Annotated in this window: 16 protein-coding genes; 8 read left to right on the top strand and 8 right to left on the bottom strand. The window is 66.1% G+C overall.

Annotation, left to right across the window (positions count from 1 at the left end; genetic code table 11):
• Nucleotides 1-19: 19 nt before the first annotated feature.
• Genes IVA79_RS16945 through IVA79_RS16960 form a run of 4 tightly spaced genes read right to left on the bottom strand, consistent with a single transcriptional unit; the run spans nucleotide 20 to nucleotide 5,714 of the window.
• A complete protein-coding gene (locus tag IVA79_RS16945; protein WP_247554613.1) occupies nucleotides 20-1,204 on the bottom strand; it encodes a 2Fe-2S iron-sulfur cluster-binding protein in 1,185 nt (394 codons plus the stop codon).
• Nucleotides 1,201-2,037, bottom strand: coding sequence for an FAD binding domain-containing protein (locus IVA79_RS16950; protein WP_247554618.1), 837 nt, complete (start codon nucleotides 2,035-2,037; stop codon nucleotides 1,201-1,203). The genes IVA79_RS16945 and IVA79_RS16950 overlap by 4 nt, the downstream gene beginning before the upstream one ends.
• Nucleotides 2,034-4,427 carry a xanthine dehydrogenase family protein molybdopterin-binding subunit gene (locus tag IVA79_RS16955; protein WP_247554621.1) on the bottom strand — a complete coding sequence of 798 codons (2,394 nt, stop codon included), beginning with the start codon at nucleotides 4,425-4,427 and terminating at the stop codon, nucleotides 2,034-2,036. Before IVA79_RS16955 ends, IVA79_RS16950 begins: the two co-directional genes overlap by 4 nt.
• 9 nt (nucleotides 4,428-4,436) lie before the next feature.
• Nucleotides 4,437-5,714 carry an amidohydrolase/deacetylase family metallohydrolase gene (locus tag IVA79_RS16960; RefSeq protein ID WP_247554624.1) on the bottom strand — a complete coding sequence of 426 codons (1,278 nt, stop codon included), beginning with the start codon at nucleotides 5,712-5,714 and terminating at the stop codon, nucleotides 4,437-4,439.
• 156 nt (nucleotides 5,715-5,870) lie between these two features.
• On the opposite strand from IVA79_RS16960, the gene IVA79_RS16965 reads away from it, so the two are divergent.
• Nucleotides 5,871-6,365: a MarR family transcriptional regulator gene (locus tag IVA79_RS16965; protein WP_247554625.1), complete on the top strand. Its 495-nt coding sequence runs from the start codon at nucleotides 5,871-5,873 to the stop codon at nucleotides 6,363-6,365.
• Nucleotides 6,366-6,483: 118 nt separating this feature from the next.
• Nucleotides 6,484-7,902 carry a cytosine permease gene (locus IVA79_RS16970; protein ID WP_247554627.1) on the top strand — a complete coding sequence of 473 codons (1,419 nt, stop codon included), beginning with the start codon at nucleotides 6,484-6,486 and terminating at the stop codon, nucleotides 7,900-7,902.
• A gap of 45 nt (nucleotides 7,903-7,947) precedes the next feature.
• Here IVA79_RS16970 and hydA read toward each other — a convergent pair whose 3' ends face one another.
• Together hydA and IVA79_RS16980 are read right to left on the bottom strand one after the other, a co-directional pair.
• On the bottom strand, nucleotides 7,948-9,357 hold the full coding sequence (hydA, locus tag IVA79_RS16975; RefSeq protein WP_247554629.1) for a dihydropyrimidinase: 1,410 nt from the start codon (nucleotides 9,355-9,357) through the stop codon (nucleotides 7,948-7,950).
• Nucleotides 9,358-9,371: 14 nt separating this feature from the next.
• Nucleotides 9,372-10,112, bottom strand: coding sequence for an aspartate/glutamate racemase family protein (locus tag IVA79_RS16980; RefSeq protein ID WP_247554631.1), 741 nt, complete (start codon nucleotides 10,110-10,112; stop codon nucleotides 9,372-9,374).
• A 204-nt stretch (nucleotides 10,113-10,316) separates the two neighbouring features.
• On the opposite strand from IVA79_RS16980, the gene IVA79_RS16985 reads away from it, so the two are divergent.
• Both IVA79_RS16985 and IVA79_RS16990 read left to right on the top strand, forming a co-directional pair.
• Nucleotides 10,317-11,027 (top strand): FCD domain-containing protein, encoded by a 711-nt coding sequence (locus tag IVA79_RS16985; RefSeq protein WP_247554633.1) that lies wholly within the window; start codon nucleotides 10,317-10,319, stop codon nucleotides 11,025-11,027.
• A gap of 2 nt (nucleotides 11,028-11,029) precedes the next feature.
• Nucleotides 11,030-11,779 carry an aspartate/glutamate racemase family protein gene (locus IVA79_RS16990; protein WP_247554759.1) on the top strand — a complete coding sequence of 250 codons (750 nt, stop codon included), beginning with the start codon at nucleotides 11,030-11,032 and terminating at the stop codon, nucleotides 11,777-11,779.
• Here the strand turns inward: IVA79_RS16990 and IVA79_RS16995 are convergent, their stop codons facing one another.
• On the bottom strand, nucleotides 11,780-13,168 hold the full coding sequence (locus IVA79_RS16995) for an amidase family protein (protein WP_247554635.1): 1,389 nt from the start codon (nucleotides 13,166-13,168) through the stop codon (nucleotides 11,780-11,782).
• Nucleotides 13,169-13,256: 88 nt separating this feature from the next.
• On the opposite strand from IVA79_RS16995, the gene IVA79_RS17000 reads away from it, so the two are divergent.
• The 4 genes from IVA79_RS17000 to IVA79_RS17015 are packed head-to-tail and all read left to right on the top strand — an operon-like array spanning nucleotide 13,257 to nucleotide 17,116.
• Complete coding sequence (locus tag IVA79_RS17000) at nucleotides 13,257-14,351, top strand: ABC transporter ATP-binding protein (protein WP_247554637.1); 1,095 nt, start codon at nucleotides 13,257-13,259, stop codon at nucleotides 14,349-14,351.
• Between the two features lie 30 nt (nucleotides 14,352-14,381).
• Nucleotides 14,382-15,428, top strand: coding sequence for an ABC transporter substrate-binding protein (locus IVA79_RS17005; protein ID WP_247554638.1), 1,047 nt, complete (start codon nucleotides 14,382-14,384; stop codon nucleotides 15,426-15,428).
• A 9-nt stretch (nucleotides 15,429-15,437) separates the two neighbouring features.
• Nucleotides 15,438-16,301 carry an ABC transporter permease gene (locus IVA79_RS17010; RefSeq protein ID WP_247554641.1) on the top strand — a complete coding sequence of 288 codons (864 nt, stop codon included), beginning with the start codon at nucleotides 15,438-15,440 and terminating at the stop codon, nucleotides 16,299-16,301.
• Nucleotides 16,301-17,116, top strand: a complete 816-nt coding sequence (locus tag IVA79_RS17015; protein ID WP_247554761.1) for an ABC transporter permease — start codon at nucleotides 16,301-16,303, stop codon at nucleotides 17,114-17,116. The genes IVA79_RS17010 and IVA79_RS17015 overlap by 1 nt, the downstream gene beginning before the upstream one ends.
• On the opposite strand, the gene IVA79_RS17020 is transcribed toward IVA79_RS17015, so the two are convergent.
• Nucleotides 17,117-17,452, bottom strand: a complete 336-nt coding sequence (locus IVA79_RS17020; RefSeq protein ID WP_247554643.1) for a hydroxyisourate hydrolase — start codon at nucleotides 17,450-17,452, stop codon at nucleotides 17,117-17,119. It abuts the gene before it with no gap.
• Nucleotides 17,453-17,464 lie beyond the last annotated feature (12 nt).

Here is a 17,464-nt window from a genome sequence, read left to right on the forward strand (position 1 = left end):
GAAGTGCGCGAGCACCTCCTCACCCCGCCCCGCTCCGGCGGCCAAGGATGCGGGCGACCCGTGCACGCAAAACGTCTGATACGATCGACCAGAAACTGAGCTCCGCTGGCGTCCCCGGATCCGATGGCACGCCGGCTATGTGTCGATCGAGATTGGCGGCAAAGTCCGCGATCAGGCGCCGGGCGAGATCCCGAACCAGACCGGGACGGCCGACCTGGGCCAGTAGTCCCGTGAGCGTGTAGCCGATCGACAGTTCGACACTGGTGGCCGCGCCGCCGTCGAGCGGCCGCAGCCGATAGCGGATCTCGCCTTGCGTCGCCGAATGGCTGCGCTGGTCGGTGCCGATGCCGACGATGCGGCCAGACTGCGTTTTGGGATCGCGTTCGACGCGCGCAGCTCCCTCGAAGGCTGCCGCGATCGGCCCGAGCCGGACGCGGATCGCCCCTTCCACACGCTCCGGCCTCGGTGGCGCTGTCAGCGACACGCCGGGAAGGCAGGCGGCGATGCCCGCGATATCGTCGAACATGGCGAACACCTCGGTCGGCGGGTGCGGCAGCGTGAAGCGCTGGTCGAGAACAGTCGCCGGCGTGAAGTCGGGAATGGTGTCGCGCGCGACCCTGTCAATCATCGGGATCGGCGCCGTCCCGGCAGGCGGCTCGCTTCGGCCGGACGCAGCTCGCCCCGATCCCACTGGACCAAGGCTCGTCCGTCCACCATCTGATTGCGGCGCGATGTTGCGCGCGCGCCTCGCTTCGATGACGGACTGCACCGCCCGCACGATGCCGACATAGCCGGTGCAGCGGCAGAGATTGCCGCTGAGGCCGACGCGAATGCGCCGCTCATCAGCATCGGGCAAGCGCAGCACCAGGTCGCGCGCGGAGACCAGCATGCCCGGCGTGCAATAGCCGCACTGCAAGGCGTGTTCCCGGGTGAAGGCGGCGCGCAGCTCGGCCGTGACCTCGTCCTCGTCGAGACCTTCGATCGTGGTGACATCAGCGCCCTCGCAGGCCGCCGCATAGGTGATGCAGGAGCGCGCTGGCACGCCGTCGAGCAGCACGGTGCAGGCACCGCAAACACCGTGCTCGCAGCCGAGATGCGTTCCGGTCAGGTCGAGCTTGTCGCGCACGAAATCGGCCAAGCTGGTACGCGGCTCGGCCGAAACTTCCACCGCGCGGCGATTGACCTGAAGCGCGATCGTGGTCATGCCGCGGCCTCCTGGACGGCGCGTTTCAATACGCTGAGATGGATGTGGCGCTGCGCCGGGTCGTCGACACCGGCCTTGACAAGAAGAGCGTCGGCAACGCGGATGTCGAAACGCTCCTTGTAGTCGGCCGCGATCCGCCCGCCGAACAGCTCGGCCGCATCTGTCACGACGATCGGCGCCGTGTCGATTGCCCCGATCACGATGCGGGCGGAGGCAGCGGCCGGATCGACCAGGGCTACGCCGATGGCATGAGCGAACTCGCCGGTCTTGCGGCAGCTCTTGGCATAGCCCCAATGCGCGGAGGCCGCTCGGGCCGGCACATGGATCGCCTCGACGATCTCGCCGGCGTGGAGCGCTGATTCCAGCGCACCGACGACGAATGCCTCAACGGGCATCGTGCGCGCTCCGGACAGACTGCGCAGCGTCACCCGGGCGCCCAGCGCTGCGAGCGCCGAGATCCAGTCCGCGGCGGGATCGGCATGGCTGAGCGAGCCGCCGATCGTGCCGCGGTTGCGCACCGCGCGGTAAGCGATGTTGGCTGCAACGGTGCGCATCGCGCCGCGTGTCACGTCGGCCGTGCGGCCGTCCTCGATATCGGCGTGGGTGACCAAGGCTCCGAGCACGAGTTCCCCGCCGGAGAGTTCGGCCCGCTTGAGCTCGGCAAGGCCGGAGATGTCGACCACCAGCTCCGGCTGCACCAGCCGCAGATTGAGCATCGGCCCCAGCGACTGGCCGCCGGCGATGATCTTCGCCGACCCGCTGCTTGCCGCCAGCATCGACAGCGCCGCATTGAGATCGCGCGGACGTTCGTAAGCGAAGGGCGCCGGTTTCATGCCGCGCTCCTTTCGGCGGCACGCGCGGCCAGCACGGCCGCAACGACGCGATGCGGCGTGATCGGCGACTGCATCAGCTCGACGCCGAGCGGGCGTAGCGCATCGTTGACGGCGTTGGCAATCGCAGCCGGCGGCGCGATCGCCCCGCCCTCGCCGATGCCCTTGACGCCGAACTGCGTATAGGGCGACGGCGTCTCCATGTGATCGAGACGGGCTGCCGGCACCTCGGTCGCGCCGGGCAGCAGATAATCGGCGAGCGTCGTCGCCAGCGGCTGGCCGGAGGCGTCGAACGGCATCTCCTCGTAGAGCGCGGTGCCGATCCCTTGCGCGAGGCCGCCATAGATCTGGCCGTCGACAACCAGCGGATTGACCAGCACGCCGCCGTCCTCGACGATCACATAGTCGAGGATCTCGACCTCGCCGACATCAGGGTCGACGGCGACGACGGCCGCATGCGCGGCGTAGCTGAAGGTGCCACTGTCGCGCACGGGCTTGTAGCCTTGCGTCACTTCCAGCCCGCCGGGATCGACATCAACAGGCAGATCCTGCGGGCGACGATACCAGGTGTGGGCGATCGCCTTCAGGCTGACGCTGCCGTTGACCCCGCGCACCTCGCCATTCTGCAACACCACCGAGGCCGGATCGTGCTGCAACAATTTGGCGCCGATGCGCCTTGCACGTTCGCCGAGCTCGCGGCAGGCGGTCGCGACCGCGCCGCCCGCCATCACCATCGAGCGCGAGCCCCAGGTGCCAGTCGAATAGGGCGTCATCGCGGTATCGCCGAGAATGATGCGGATCTTGGCGACGTCCACGCCGAGGATCTCGTGCGCGACCTGGGCAAGCGTCGTCTCCATGCCCTGCCCGTGCGAGTGCACGCCGACACGCAGTTCGAGCCCGCCATCAGGCGTCAGCCGCGCCGACGCTTGCTCATGGCCCGGCACCATCGGAATGCCCCAGCCGGAATAGACCGAGGTGCCGTGCGCGGCCTGCTCGCAATAGATGGAGACGCCGACGCCGATGTGGCGGCCGTCGGCCTCGCCCTCGCGTTGGCGCCCACGAATGGCGTTGATGTCGATCTGAGCCAGCGCGCGCCGCATCGCTTCCGGATAGTCTCCGCTGTCAAAGTGCTTCCTGGTGATGTTGTCGAACGGCATCTGCTCGGGCAGCACGAGATTGCGCAGCCGTACCTCGCCGGGTTCGAGTCCTGCCTCGGCGGCCACGAGGTCGAGCATCAACTCCAATGCAAAGCAGACGCCGGTGCGCGCCACACCGCGATACGGCAGGATCGGGCATTTATTGGTGGCAACCGAGAAGGTGCGGCAGCGATAGGTCGGCATCTGGTACGGACCGGGCAGGATGCTTGCGACCTGCGCGGCTTCGAGACAGGCCGAGAACGGATAGGACGAATAGGCGCCGGAATCCACGGTCGCCTCGCAATCGATGCCGCGCAGCGTCCCGTCGCGATCGGCATAGACCGTGATCTTGTAATGATGCTCGCGGCAATTGGAGCTGGCGACGAGATGCTCGCGGCGATCTTCGGTCCAGCGCACCGGATGGCCGCGTTGCATCGTCAGCCAGGACAGGCAGACTTCTTCGGGCAACAGAATGCCTTTGTGGCCAAAACCGCCGCCGACGTCCGGCGAGATGACGCGGATCTGGCCCTCTTCCATGCCGAGACATTCGGCAAGGCCGCTGCGCGTGATGTGCGGCATCTGGGCCGCGGAATGCAGCGTGAGCTGGTCGAGCCTCGCATCGAAGGCCGCGACCACGCCGCGGCCTTCCAGCGGCGACATGCATTGCCGTGCGGTCGAGATCTCGCGCGTCACCTTGATCGGCGCGTCGAGCGCGGCGGAAATGTCGACCTCGTAATTAGTCTCCAGGAAGATATTGTCGCCCCAATGCTCGTGCACCAGCGCCGAGCCTGGCTCGCGCGCCTTCAGCATGTCGTAGATCGCCGGCAGCTCTTCGAGATCCAACGTCACGGAGGCCGCAATATCCTCGGCCTCGGCGCGCGTCGGAGCGACGCACATCGCAACGAGCTCGCCGACCTGGCGCACCTTTCCGGCCGCGAGCACCGGCTGCTCGGAGATCTTGAAGCCTGGCAATCCCGACACCGCGCGGATCGGCTTGATGCCGACGAGGTCAGCTGCCGTGAACACACGATCGCGATAACGTTCGCGTACATGGATGCCGCGGATGCGGGCATGTGCCATCGGGCTGCGGACGAAGGCGACGTCCTGAAGGCCCGCGAGCCTGATATCCGCGACGTACTGGCCGCGGCCGCGCATCAAGCGGTCGTCTTCCTTGCGCGGCAGCCGCGCGCCCACGCCCTGCCCGGATTTGCCCGAAGGAAATTCTCGTTCGTTGCGCACGCCGGATTCCTCCTTCACCGCGCAGCCTTACGCCGCGACAGCCTGTGGCAGGATCGGCGCAACCGCATCGAACCGCGTGCCGGCGCGCAGGCAGAAGGCCGGCTGCAGCAGACGCTCGGCGATTACCTCGTTCTTCTCGTTGTCAGTGAGGACGAAGCGGCCGTTCTTCTCCGCGAGCACAGAGACGTCGGCGTCCATGCCGACCTTGAGCGCGCCGATCTCAGCGCTGCGGCCAAGCATTTTTGCGGGATTGGACGTGACCATCGGCACCACCTGCTCCAGCGACAGGCCGAGCGCCATCATCGAGCTCATCGCCTGGACCAGGCTGAACTTGGCCTGCCCGGCAAAGGGATGGTTCTCCTCGTCCTCGTGCTGGTCGGGCGTTCCAGCCGGCGCCGGCACATGGGTGTTGTATCCATGAATGTCGGCGCCCAGCGTCGTCGGAATGATTCCGGCGGCGATCGCCTTCTTCGCCAGCCGGTAGGAGAAGTGGCTGCCGTGGCCGACATCGACCTTCAACCCGCGGTCGAGCGCGGCCTGGATCACCGGATGCACCTCGCCCTCGCGATTGACGAAGCCGCCGGGATGGCGCGTGAAGGGATGGGCGAGAACGTCGCCTTCGCGCAAGAGCGGGATCACGCGGGTCAGGATCGTGTCCGCGTCTTCGCCATTGGCGCCGCTCTCGGGCAGGCCCCAGAGCTGGCCGAAATGCACATAGACCGGCAGGTCCGCGCGCTTGCCGATCTCTGCCGCCATCTCGATGACGCGGATGCCCCATCGCGCGAAGCCGCCGATCTCGGCGTGAGCCTTGATGCCGCGCACGAGATCGAGATTGGCCGTCGCCGCCTTGACGGTCGCGTCAATGTCGACGCCGTCCGGACTGTAGAGCTGCGGATAGTAATGTCCCTCGAGGCCGCCAACGAGGTAGGCGGACAGGAACGCATAGACGCGCGAGGCCGCCTGGTCCGCAATGAAATGGCGAAAGCCGGGCAGCGTCATGCAGGAGGGACCGCCCTGGTCCACCAGCGTCGTCACGCCCGACTGCACGCCGACCATATCAGGGTCCATGCCGAAGCGGCCCGAGACATATTGATAGACATGCGCGTGGGTGTCGATCAGTCCGGGCAGCACCAGCTTGCCGCTGACATCGACGACCTCCTTCGCGCTGGTCGGCAGGATGTCGGACGCGACCGCGGCGATTTTACCGCCACGAATGGCGACGTCCTTGATGCCATCAACGCCGGAGGCCGGACAGATCACGCGACCGCCTCGTAGCAGAAGGTCGAAGCTGGCAGTGACGGACATGGCGCTCTCCTCTCCTTGCACGGGCGACGGCTTCACCCGAATTACGAAGCATGCTTCGTATTTTGACAAAAGCAAGCTTCGTGCCATGATCCTGATGTGGCGGGCGCACTCGAATCGAGCTAAGCGCGGCAGGGTTTTGGCTTGGGAGAATGTGCATTGCGGCAGGCGAAGATACGTCGCAGCGGGGGCAGGCACCGTCCCTGGCCGTTGTCGGAGCGGCCCGGCTATCTGATCCGGCGACTGCACCAGATTCACGTCGCGCTATTCCAGGATGCCTGCGGTGCGTTCGAGGTCACGCCGCTGCAATACAGCCTGCTCTCGGCACTGGCGGTGCGCGAAACCGCCGATCAGACTACTTTGGCGGCCGATATTGCCCTCGATCGCACCACGACGACCGGCGCCTTGAAGCGGCTCGCCGCGCGACACCTGGTCGAGCGCGCCGTCAACAAGGACGATCGCCGCGCGCGACTGTGCCGCTTGACGCCGGCCGGTGCCGCGCTTCTGGTGAAGATCGAGGGCGCCGCGCGACGCGCGCATCGGGCAACGCTCGGTGATCTCAGCGAGCGGGAACAGGCGCTCTTCATCGAAATGATGCAGCGCATCGTGGCTGGCAACCCGAGTCGCGACAGCGCTACTGCCCTATTCGATTAGACGCCGCTGCCGCGTTTTCAGTTGGCCTGCTCAATTTATCATCGTACCGCTGCCTGGCCGTGCAATGGCACGATTTATGCTGCGACGATGCGAAGCGTGCTTCGTATTGAGGGATGTCATGACGGATTCCGAGCTTCGCACCGACCTTCACAGCATCGAGCCAATTCCCGATGCGGACCGGGACTCGACCGGGCCGCAGCAGATGTGGATCTGGGCCGGCGCCAACATCGCGCCCGTCAACTGGGCGCTCGGCGCGCTCGGCATCATCCTCAAGCTCGGCTTGATGGAGACGATCGCTGTCATCGTGCTCGGCAACATCGTCGGCTGCGCGATCTTCGCGACTTTCACGGTGATGGGGCACAAGACCGGCGTCAACCAGATGGTGCTGAGCCGATCCGCGTTCGGCGTCCGCGGCGCCTACCTGCCGAGCATCCTGATGTTCCTGATGACGCTGGGCTGGATCGGGGTCAACACCTACTTCCCGGTCAAGGTCTCGATGGGCATCCTCGGCCAGTTCGGCGTTCCCGACACCTGGCTGATTGAGATGATCGTCATCACGCTGGTGATGGCGGTGCAGGTGCTGATCGGGATCTACGGCTTCTACGCGATCCGCACCTTCGAGAAGTACACGGTGCCGCCGACCATCGCCATCATGGTGCTGATGAGCGTGCTGGCATGGACGCGCCCCGGCGTGGTCAATTGGAGCCTCACGACCTCGCTGCCGCCGGGCGCGCATCTGGCGATGCTGACCCTGCTCACGACCGCGATCGGTGTCGGCTGGGGCATTTCCTGGGTGACCTGGGCCTCAGACTATTCGCGCTTCGTGCCCAGAAGCGTGCCGTCGAAATCCGTGTTCTGGTACAGCTATATCGGCATGTTCGTGCCGACGGTCTGGCTCGGCATCCTCGGCGCGACCATCGCCTCGACGACGCTGGACACCGATCCCGCGAAGATGGTCAGCGCGGTGTTCGGCGGACCGGTCAGCATCCTGGTCCTCTTGATGGTGCTGCACGGTCCGATCGCCACCAACATCCTCAACGTCTATTCGGCGACACTGGCAGCGCTGAGCGCGGGGCTGAAATTCTCGCGCTTCTGGCTCACCGTCATCGTCGGCGTCGCCGGCTACCTGGTCACGCTCTACTTCATCTTCGCACCGTCCTTTGCGAAAGCGTTCGACAATTGGATGATCGGCCTGTTGTTGTGGATGAGCCCGTGGGCCGGCGTGGTGCTCGCCGACTTCTTCATTAGGCGTAAGGGCAGGATCGACGTTGCCGAGCTCTACCGCTCGCCGGAGACCAGCGCCTTTGGCGACATCAACTGGGCCGGCATGGTCGCCTTCCTGTCCGGCCTCGTCGCCGGATGGCTGGTGGAGGACGGCCTGGTCGGAGCGCTCCAGGGGCCGGTCTCGATCAACCTGCTCGGCGGTGCCGATCTGAGCTGGCTATTTGGGATTGGGGTCTCGGGCCTCGTCTATCTTGCGCTGGCCAAGCTCGTCACATCGCCCTCCTCGGTCGTTGCGAGCAGCGCAGGCAGGTAGCGGCGGGCGGCAACGGCAGAGTCGCGCAGGCAGGTCGCGCGCAAGTCAGATCAGGCTCGACTTGCCGCGGCTGAGAACTTCGCCGGCGCCCTTGGCCCCGACAATCCGCCCCTGCTCATACACAACCCGCCCACGGGCGATGGTCGTCACCGGCCATCCCGTGATCTCGAAGCCCTCCCAGGGCGTATAGTCCGCGCCGTGGTGCAGCTCGGCCTGCCGGATCGGCTTCTTCAGCTTCGGATCCCACAGCACGATATCGGCATCGAAGCCGACGCCGATCGAGCCCTTGCGCGGATAGAGGCCGTAGATGCGGGCGTGATTGGTCGCAGTCAGCTCGACGAACTTTTGCAAGCTGATCCGTCCCTTCGACACCCCCTCGGAGAACAGGATCGGCAGCCGCGTCTCGACGCCCGGGATACCGTTCGGCACCCAGCGGAACGAGGTGCGCGCATTCGGCGTCAACTTGCCTTTGGGATCGTCGTAGCGGAACGGACAATGGTCGGACGAGAAGGTCTGGAACACGCCTGATGTGATGCCTTCCCAGATCGCCTGCTGGCTCTCGGCATCCCGCGGCGGCGGCGAGCAGACATATTTTGCGCCTGACATGTCGATGTTCAGATCCTTCATGTCGTCGGCCGTCAGCGTGATGTATTGCGGACAGGTCTCCGCATGCACCGGCAATCCGCGCTGCTGGGCCCAGCGCACCTGCTCCATCGCCTCGCGTCCGGAGACGTGAACGATCATGATGGGAACGCCGATCACCTCGGCATGGCTGATGGCACGATGCGTCGCCTCGCGCTCGACCGCCTGGGGACGCGAGACGCCGTGATAATAGGGCGCGATGTGACCTTCGCGCTCGAGCCTGGTGGTGAGGAAGCGGATGGCGTCGTAGCCTTCGCAATGGACCATCACCAGCGCCTCCTCGCGGCGCGCGACCTCGAACACCTCGAGCAGCTGCTTGTCACTGAGCACGAGGTCGTCATAGGTCATGAACACCTTGAACGAGGTGTAGCCGTCCTTGACCAGCGCCGGCAGCTCCTGCCCGAGCACGACCGCGGTAGGATCGGAGATGATGAGGTGGAACGCCGTGTCGATGTAGCACTCGCCCTCGGCGAGCTTGCGGTAGTTATCGACACAGGTGCGCAGCGAGGTGCCCTTCTCCTGGAGCGCGAAGGGCAGCACCATGGTGTTGCCGCCGGCCGCCGCCGCGCGCGTCGCCGAGGCAAAATCGTCCGCCATCACCACGTCGGGGCCCGAAGGCTGGGAGATGTGGACGTGGCTGTCGATGCCGCCCGGCAGCGCCAGCAGGCCGGTCGCGTCGATCTCGCGGGCGGCGCCGTCGATGTGATCGGCAATGCTGACGATGCGGCCCTCGCGAATGCCGATATCGGCGCGAAACTCGTCGCTGGCCGTCACGATGGTGCCGCCGCGAATGGCGAGATCAAGCTGCGTCACTGGTGTTGTCTCCGTCACTTGATGACCGCCGACGTTTGGAATATTCGACCCCACTCCGCAAGGGTTGCGATGTCGCCGCCGGCGAGCTCCAGGGTCCGCCACAGCGTGACCGCGACCGAGTCGAGCACCGCGATATCCAGTTCCCGTTCCAGCGGGGCCGCAAGGGCAGCACCGTCGAGATTGGTGCAGAGGATCACGACGGCATCGGCGCCCTCCGCCGCCACGGCGCGGATCATGTCCGCGATGGTCACCGGCGCGACCTCGCCGAAGGAGAAATTGTCGCGCAGGCCGAGATGCCGCTCGGCATGCGGGGTGATCCCCTCTTCGGCCCAGACATCGGCGATGCGTCGCTGCACGTCATCTGTATAGGGCGAGACGAGGCCGACGCGTTCGGCGCCGAGCGCGCGCGCGGCCTCGATGCAGGCGAGCGTCGACGTCGTCGTCGGCACACCCGTGCGCGCCGTGATCGCCGCGCAAAGGCGCCTGTCGCGGCCAATGCCGAGCCAGCTTGCGGAGGTGCCGTTCCAGGCGATGGCATCGACCTTGGCGTCCGCCAGCAGGTCCGCCGCCGGCAGCATCACCGAGGCGTCGAATTGGTTCAGCGCTGCAGCATCGAGCGCGATCTCGGTGACGCGAAACCGTGAGAAATGCGCGGTCGTGCCGGCTACGCCGTGCAGCATTGCGCTCGTGACAGGCTCGAGCACCGAATTGGACGAGGGCGTGATCATGCCGAGACGTTTGCGCAAGACCGACATCGACCACGAACGCTCCATTGCGGCGGAGCGCCTCTGCGCCCCCGAAAAAGATCATCTGCATCCCCGTGCGCCTGTGCAACCCGCAATCTGCATGCTGCATACAATTTGTTCGATATGCATGTGTCTTGAGCCACATACGTCTTCTATTTGAGCACCTCGTTCGGCGCGGATTGGCTAGGATCGTGCCCAGGCAGGAAGGCCAGCGTGCAACAGAAGTCCGAACAGAACCCGGGACGAAAGTCGCCCAAGCTCAAGCGGATGGGTCTGCACGAGCGCGCCGCCGCGCGGATGCGGACGATGATCATCCGCGGCGAGCTGCCACCGGGATCGCAGACGCAGGAGACCAGGCTGTCGAAAGAGCTCGGCGTGTCGCGCACTCCCCTGCGCGAGGCTATGAAGGTGCTTGCCGCCGAAGGGCTGATCGAGCTCCGCCCCAACCGCAGCCCGCGCATCGCCGACATCGCAATTGACGGCATCTCGGAATTGTTCGAGGCCCTCGCCGGCATCGAGCGGCTTGCCGCAGAGCTTGCCGCGGTGCGCGCGACCGGTCGCGATCTCGCCCGCCTGCGCACGCTCCAGACCCGCATGGAGGGTCACCACCGCAACGGCAAGCTCGACGAGTATTTCGCCATCAATGGCGAGATCCACAACAGCATCGTCCGCATGGCCCGCAACACGCCGCTGCGCGAGGCGCACGAGACGCTGATCTCCCGAGCCGAGCGCGCACGTTATCTCGCGCTCGGCGCCAACATGCGCTGGAGCAATTCGGTCGATGAGCACGCCGGCATCCTCGCCGCACTCGAGGCGCGCGACGGCGAGGCGGCAGGACGCCTGCTCGGTGCCCATGTCCGCCAGACCGGCATCGCGCTGCTCGAGGTTCTCGCGTCCTCGAAACCCAAGCTGACAGCGGCGTGACCATGAAGCTGCTGCTGCTCAACCCCAACACCAGCACCGCCGTCACGCAGTTGATGACGGATGTCGGGCAGCGCGCGGCCGCACCCGGCACCGAGCTCATGCCCTGCACCGCGACCCGCGGCGTGCCCTATATCGCCACGCGCACCGAGGCGCAGCTCGGCGGCGCCATTGCGCTGGAGATGTTGGCCGAGCAGCACATGAAGGCCGACGCCGCGATCATCGCCGCCTTCGGCGATCCCGGCCTGTTCGCCGCGCGCGAGACCTTCGACATTCCCGTAATCGGCATGGCGGAAGCGGCGATGCTAACGGCGTGCATGGCCGGACGCCGCTTTGCCATCGTCACCTTCGCGCAGGCGCTGGGGCCCTGGTACGAGGAATGCGTTCGCTCGCATGGACTATGGGAGCGCTGCGCCGGCATCCGCATGCTCGATACACCCTTTCAGGCGATCTCCGAGGTCGGCACCGAGAAGGAAGACGTGCTGGTTGATCTCGCCCAGCGCGCCATCGTTGCGGACGAAGCTGATGTGCTGATCTTTGCGGGCGCCCCGCTTTCGGGCCTTGCCGAACGCGTTGCCGACCGAATCCCCGTCCCTGTCGTCGATCAGGTCGTCGCCGCCGTGAAGCAAGCCGAAGCGCTGGTGGCGCTGCGTCTGCGCAAGGCGACAGCGGGCACGTATCGGCGCCCTGCCGCCAAGCCGACCATTGGCCTTGCCGGCGCGCTCGCCGCCCGGCTCGAGCATCGTGACAGCTGATCAGAGAGGCGGCCAGCGATGCGAAAAACCCAATTCGTTCTCAAGGATACGGCCGAACGCAAACAGGCGGGATTCGCACCCCGGCGGCGCGATGATCTGGATACCGAAAGGCAGCTCGCTCTCCCCGCGCGGCACCGGCAAGGTCAGGACCGGGCAACCGACCAGCGACACGATGAAAGTGACGGCGAGATAGTCGATCGGCGTCTCCAGCGCCGTGCCGTCGATCGCGGTGACATCGTTGATCTCGTTCGGCCAGGGGAAGACGGACGCCGCCGGCGCGATCAGGAACTCGGCACGGCCGAACAGCGCGCGAAAGCTGCGATAGATTGCCGTGCGACGCCGCTCGGCGTTCAGGTAATCCTCCGCGGACAGGTTTGCACCAGCCTCGATATTCCAAACCACCGTCGGAGTGAGCTCCGCACGCCGGGTCCTCAGCAACTCGCCATAGCTGCTGGCGATGTGCGCGGCGCGCAAGGTGCGGAAGGCTTCGATCGCCCCGCCGCAATCGGGCGAGGACGGCGCGACATCGGCAACACGCGCCAGCAGCTCGCAAGCCGTCGCGAAGCGCGCACGGACCTCGCGCGCAACGGGCGCGACGCCGAAATCGGGCGTGACCGCTATCCGGGGCCGGCCGGCGATGGGTCGATCATCACTGATGCTGCCGAGCGAGAGCGGATCATTCGCATCGCTTCCGGCGCAAACCGACAGCGCCAATTCGAGATCATCAACGCCACGGGCGAGGAAGCCGTGGGTGGCCAGCATGTCCCAGCCGAGCGGCCGGCGCGGCGACGGAATGCGGCCCGGTGTCGGCCGGATCGAAGCGACGTCGCAGAAGCTGGCGGGCGTGCGCACCGAGCCACCCAAATCGGTGCCATGCGCCAGCGGCACCATGCCGGCCGCGACCGCGACGGCGGAGCCGCCGGACGACCCGCCCGAGGTCAGCCCGGAATCGAACGGATTGCGGGTCGGCCCGCGCAGTTTGTTGGTGCAGACCGCGCCGAAGCCGAACTCCGGCGTGTTGGTCTTGCCGAGAATGATCGCGCCGGCGCGCCGCAGCCGCGCCACCACGAGATCATCCTCGACCGGAACTTGATCGCCAAACAGCACCGAGCCGTAGGTGGTCCTAAGCCTTGCCGTATCGGTGAGATCCTTGATCGCAACGGGCACGCCATGCAGCGGTCCGATCGGCGCGAGCGCGGCATCGCAAATCTCGGCGGCACGATGGGCGCCCTCCGTATCGACGGTCACGAACGCCGCCAATTGCGGGTCCTGTTCCGCGATCCGCGCCAGATGCGCCTCGACAGCGTCACGCGAAGAGAGCTCGCCCTTCGCGATGGCGCGCGCAAGAGTCGTGGCAGTGAGGTCGCAGATCGATGGCTTCGATGTCATCGCCGCACCATGCCAAACCTCGCGTCGAAAGGCGAGCGCAGCGGGCATGAGACTTGCTTTCTTCCTCGAGCGAACCGGAGGCAACACCATGGCTGAAACGCAAGGCGGACGTTCGCTCGTCGTCGACGCGGTCACCCATCGCTATCCAAGCGGCGCGCTCGCGGTCGAGAACATCAATCTCGACATCAAGGGCGGCGAGATCATCGCCTTGCTGGGTCCGTCCGGCTGCGGCAAGACCACGCTCCTGCGCATCATCGCCGGCTTCATCGCGCAGACGCAGGGGCGCATCATCATCGGCGACGACATCGTCGACGCGCTGCCGTCGAACCGCCGCGCCGTCGGCATCGTGTTCCAGAACTACGCGCTGTTCCCGCATTTGTCGATCAGCGAGAACGTTGGCTACGGCCTCGCCGCCCGCGGCATCGACAAGGCCACGCGCCAGCGCGAGGCCCAGCGCCTGCTCGAACTGGTGCAACTCCCGACCATGGCCGAGCGGCTGCCGCGGCAGCTGTCCGGCGGCCAGCAGCAGCGCGTGGCGCTAGCCCGCGCGCTGGCGATCAAGCCGTCGATCCTGCTGCTCGACGAGCCATTTGCCGCGCTCGACAAGAATTTGCGGCTGGACATGCAGATCGAGGTCAAGCGGCTGCAGCGCGTCTCCGGCATCACCACGCTGATCGTGACGCACGATCAGGAAGAGGCACTCTCGATGGCCGACCGCGTCGCCGTGCTGAGCCACGGCAAGCTCGAGCAATTCGGCTCGCCGTCGGACGTCTACGATCGCCCGCAGACGCTGTTCGTGAACACCTTCGTCGGTTCTACCAACCGCATGCCCGGCGTTGTCGTTTCGGCGGATCGCACGGCGGCAAGGGTTCGCCTCGATGCCGGCGCGGAGATCATCGCACGGCCCGCCGGCGGTGCACTCAGCGAAGGCGGCCGTGTCACCGTCTGCATCCGTCCCGAACATCTGCAATTCGTCGGCGACGGGACCGGCTTTGCCGGCGTGGTCGGCATGTCGTTGCCGTTAGGTGCCACCGTCGTGCACGAGGTCACCACCGCCGACGGCTCCGGCGTGAAAGTCTCCCAGGCGCGCATCGGCGAGACGCGCGCATTGGAGAGTGGCGCTGCGGTGCGCCTCGCGCCGCTCGCCCCGTCGCTCGCCAACGCCTTTCCTGCAACGCTTTAGTTCCAGTCATTGTCCACAACGGAGTTCGACATGATCCTCAACCGCCGCAGCCTGATGACGACCGCACTCACACTCGGCGCCATGAAGGCGTTTCCCGGGCTGAGTTTTGCGCAGGCCCGCCCGCTGGTGTTCGCGACCTTCACCGGCAGCTGGGAGGAAGCGCACAAGGCCGTGCTGGTGCCGGCCTTCCGGAAAGCCAACGCCGATGCCGCAATGGTGCTCGATCCCATGCTCTCGGTCGACCAGATCGCGAAGGTGAACGCCGCCAAGGCCAATCCGCCGATCGACGTCATGCTGCACGATCCGGGCCCGGCTCTCGTCGCGATGGGCCAGGATCTGGTCGAGCCCTATCCGGTCGAGAAGAGCGCCTATTACAAGGATCTGATCGCCGAGGCGCAGGAGCCGATGGGCCCTGCCCCGTTCTTCCAGGTCGTCGGCCTCACCTACAATCCGGAAGCCGTCAAGACACCGCCGACGTCCTGGGCCGATCTCTGGAAACCCGAGTTCAAGGGTCGCGTCGGCATCACCAACCTCAACTCGACGCTCGGCACCGGATGGCTGGTGGAGATCGCCAAGATGCGCGGCGGCTCGGAAGCCAATGTCGATCCCGGCTTCAAGGCGCTGGAGGAACTCAAGCCCAATCTCGCGGCCGTTGCCGCCAATCCCGGCGCACTCGCCACCCTGTTCCAGCAGGGCCAGATCGACATCTCGCCCGGCAATTTCAACGCCATCCAGATCCTCAAAGCGCGCGGCGTGCCGGTCGAGTTCGTGGCGCCGAAGGAAGGCGCCATCGCCTTCAAGACCACGATCCACATCGTCAAGAACTCGCCGAACCGCGAGCTCGCCTTCAAGCTGATCGAGGCTGCGCTGACGCCGGAGGTGCAGACCACGTTGATGAACCCGCCCTATCTGATCGTGCCGACCAATTCCAAGGTGACGATGGGCGGCGAGATCGCGCGCGTGCTCGCCAAGGACACAGCCGAGCTGAAGCAGAAATTCGTGTTCCAGGACTGGAAAAAGATCAACGAGCAGCGCTCGGCCTGGATCGAGCGCTTCAACCGCGAGATCAAGATCTAAGGCTCGGCGATGGGCGCAGCACCGGCATCACGGGACGTGACGTCCTATGGACTGGGATTGGCAGCGCCGCTGGCGCTGTTCTTCCTGGCCTTCTTCGTCGCGCCGCTGCTGCAATTGCTCTGGCTCTCGCTGCACAACGACACGGCCGGGCTCCATTGGGGGCTCGGCCAGTACCTGCACTTCCTCACTGATCCCTTCAGCCTCGGCGTGCTCGGCTCGACGCTGCTGCTCGGTGCCGAGGTGACGGCGGTCTGCCTCGTGCTCGGCTTTCCCATCGCCTGGCTCTACCAGCGGGTCGCGCCAAAACTTCAGACCATCATCATCCTGATCGTGCTGCTGCCGCTCTTGACCAGCGTGGTCGTCCGCACCTTCGCCTGGATCGTCATCCTCGGGCGCCAGGGCATCATCAACGCGACGCTGCAATCCCTGGGCATCATCGATACCCCATTGAAGCTGCTCTACACCCAGTTCGGCGTGGTGATCGCGCTCGCTCAGGTCCAAATGCCGCTGATGACGTTGCCGCTGATCACCGCGCTCGGCCGCATCGATCCCAATCTCGACGACGCCTCCTGCTCGCTCGGCGCCGGAAGTTGGCGCACTTTCTTCCGCGTCGTGCTGCCGCTGTCGCTGCCGGGCGTGATCGCCGGCTGCACGCTGACCTACGCCGCCGCGATCACCGCCTTCATCACCCAGTCGCTGGTCGGTGGCGGGCAGATGCTGTTCATGCCGATGTATCTCTACCAGCAGGCCTCGACCCTGCAGAACTGGCCGTTCGCGGCCGCGATCTCGATCATCTTCCTGCTCGCCGTGCTCGCGGTCGTCTCCGTTTTCACCACGCTCGGCCGCCTCTCGCGCGGTTATGGGGGCGCATGATGAGCGGACGCAAGCGAACTCTCGAAGCGTTCAGCTTCGAGCTGGTCATGACGCTGGTCGCGATCATCGCGCTGATCATCATCATCGCACCCTCACTCGTGGTGCTGATCGTCTCCTTCACCAGCGGCTTCTCGCTGCGCTTCCCGCCGCCGGGCTATTCGATGCGCTGGTATGTCGAGCTGTGGAATGCCTGGCAGCTGCATTTCGCCGCCAAGAACAGCCTGATCGTGGCGCTATGGGCAACTGGCCTGTCGGTCGTGCTCGGCGTCGCCGCGGCGCTCGCGATCTCACGATCGCGGACGCTGTCGGCGCGGCTGCTCGATTCCCTCTTCATGTCGCCGCTGGTGCTGCCGGCGCTGGCCTTCGGCCTTGCGGCCCTGATGCTGTTCTCGCTGGTCGGCCTGCCGGTGTCCCCGCTGACGCTGGTAATCGGCCACACCGTGGTCTGCGTGCCCTATGTCGTGCGCAACACGGTTGCTGCGCTGGCGCAGCTGGAGCCGACCCTGCTCGAAAGCTCGGCGGTGCTGGGCGCGAGCCGGCTCTACACGTTCTATCGCATCGTATTGCCGCTGATCCGGCCGGGCATCATCGCGGGCGCCTTCATCGCCTTCATGTCGTCCTTCGACAACGTCCCGGTGTCACTGTTCCTGCGCGATGCCGCGACCGACATGCTGCCGATCCGGATGTGGCAGGACCTCGAGGGCAAGCTCGACGTGACCATCGCCGCACTGTCGGGCGTGCTGATCATCGCGACCGTCGCGCTGGTTGCGGTGATGGAGCGCGTCACCGGCCTGTCGCGGCGGCTGACGAGCTGATCAGGCGCCTCGGAACAGCGAATAGCCCCAGCGGGTGAATTTCAGCGGCAGATGAAAATGCTCGTTAACGTTCTTGATGCGGAAGCGGAACGGCGTCACGGTCAGGAAGCCGTCGCTGTCGCCAAAAAATTCACCGAGATGAAACAAAACTTCGTACTCGCCCGCCGTCACACCCGCGCCTTGCGCGACCGAATGATCGAGCACGCCGTTGGCGCCGAGCCGTCCGTCGGCGATGCGCAGCCGCTCCGGATCGATCCGCCAGATCTCGACGCGCAGCCCCTGCGCAGGCCGCCCGCTCGCCACATCAACCGCATGAATGGAAATACCGCCTGCCACAATGTTGCTCCC

The sequence above is a fragment of the Bradyrhizobium sp. 138 genome (assembly GCF_023074075.1).
GTDB lineage: Bacteria > Pseudomonadota > Alphaproteobacteria > Rhizobiales > Xanthobacteraceae > Bradyrhizobium.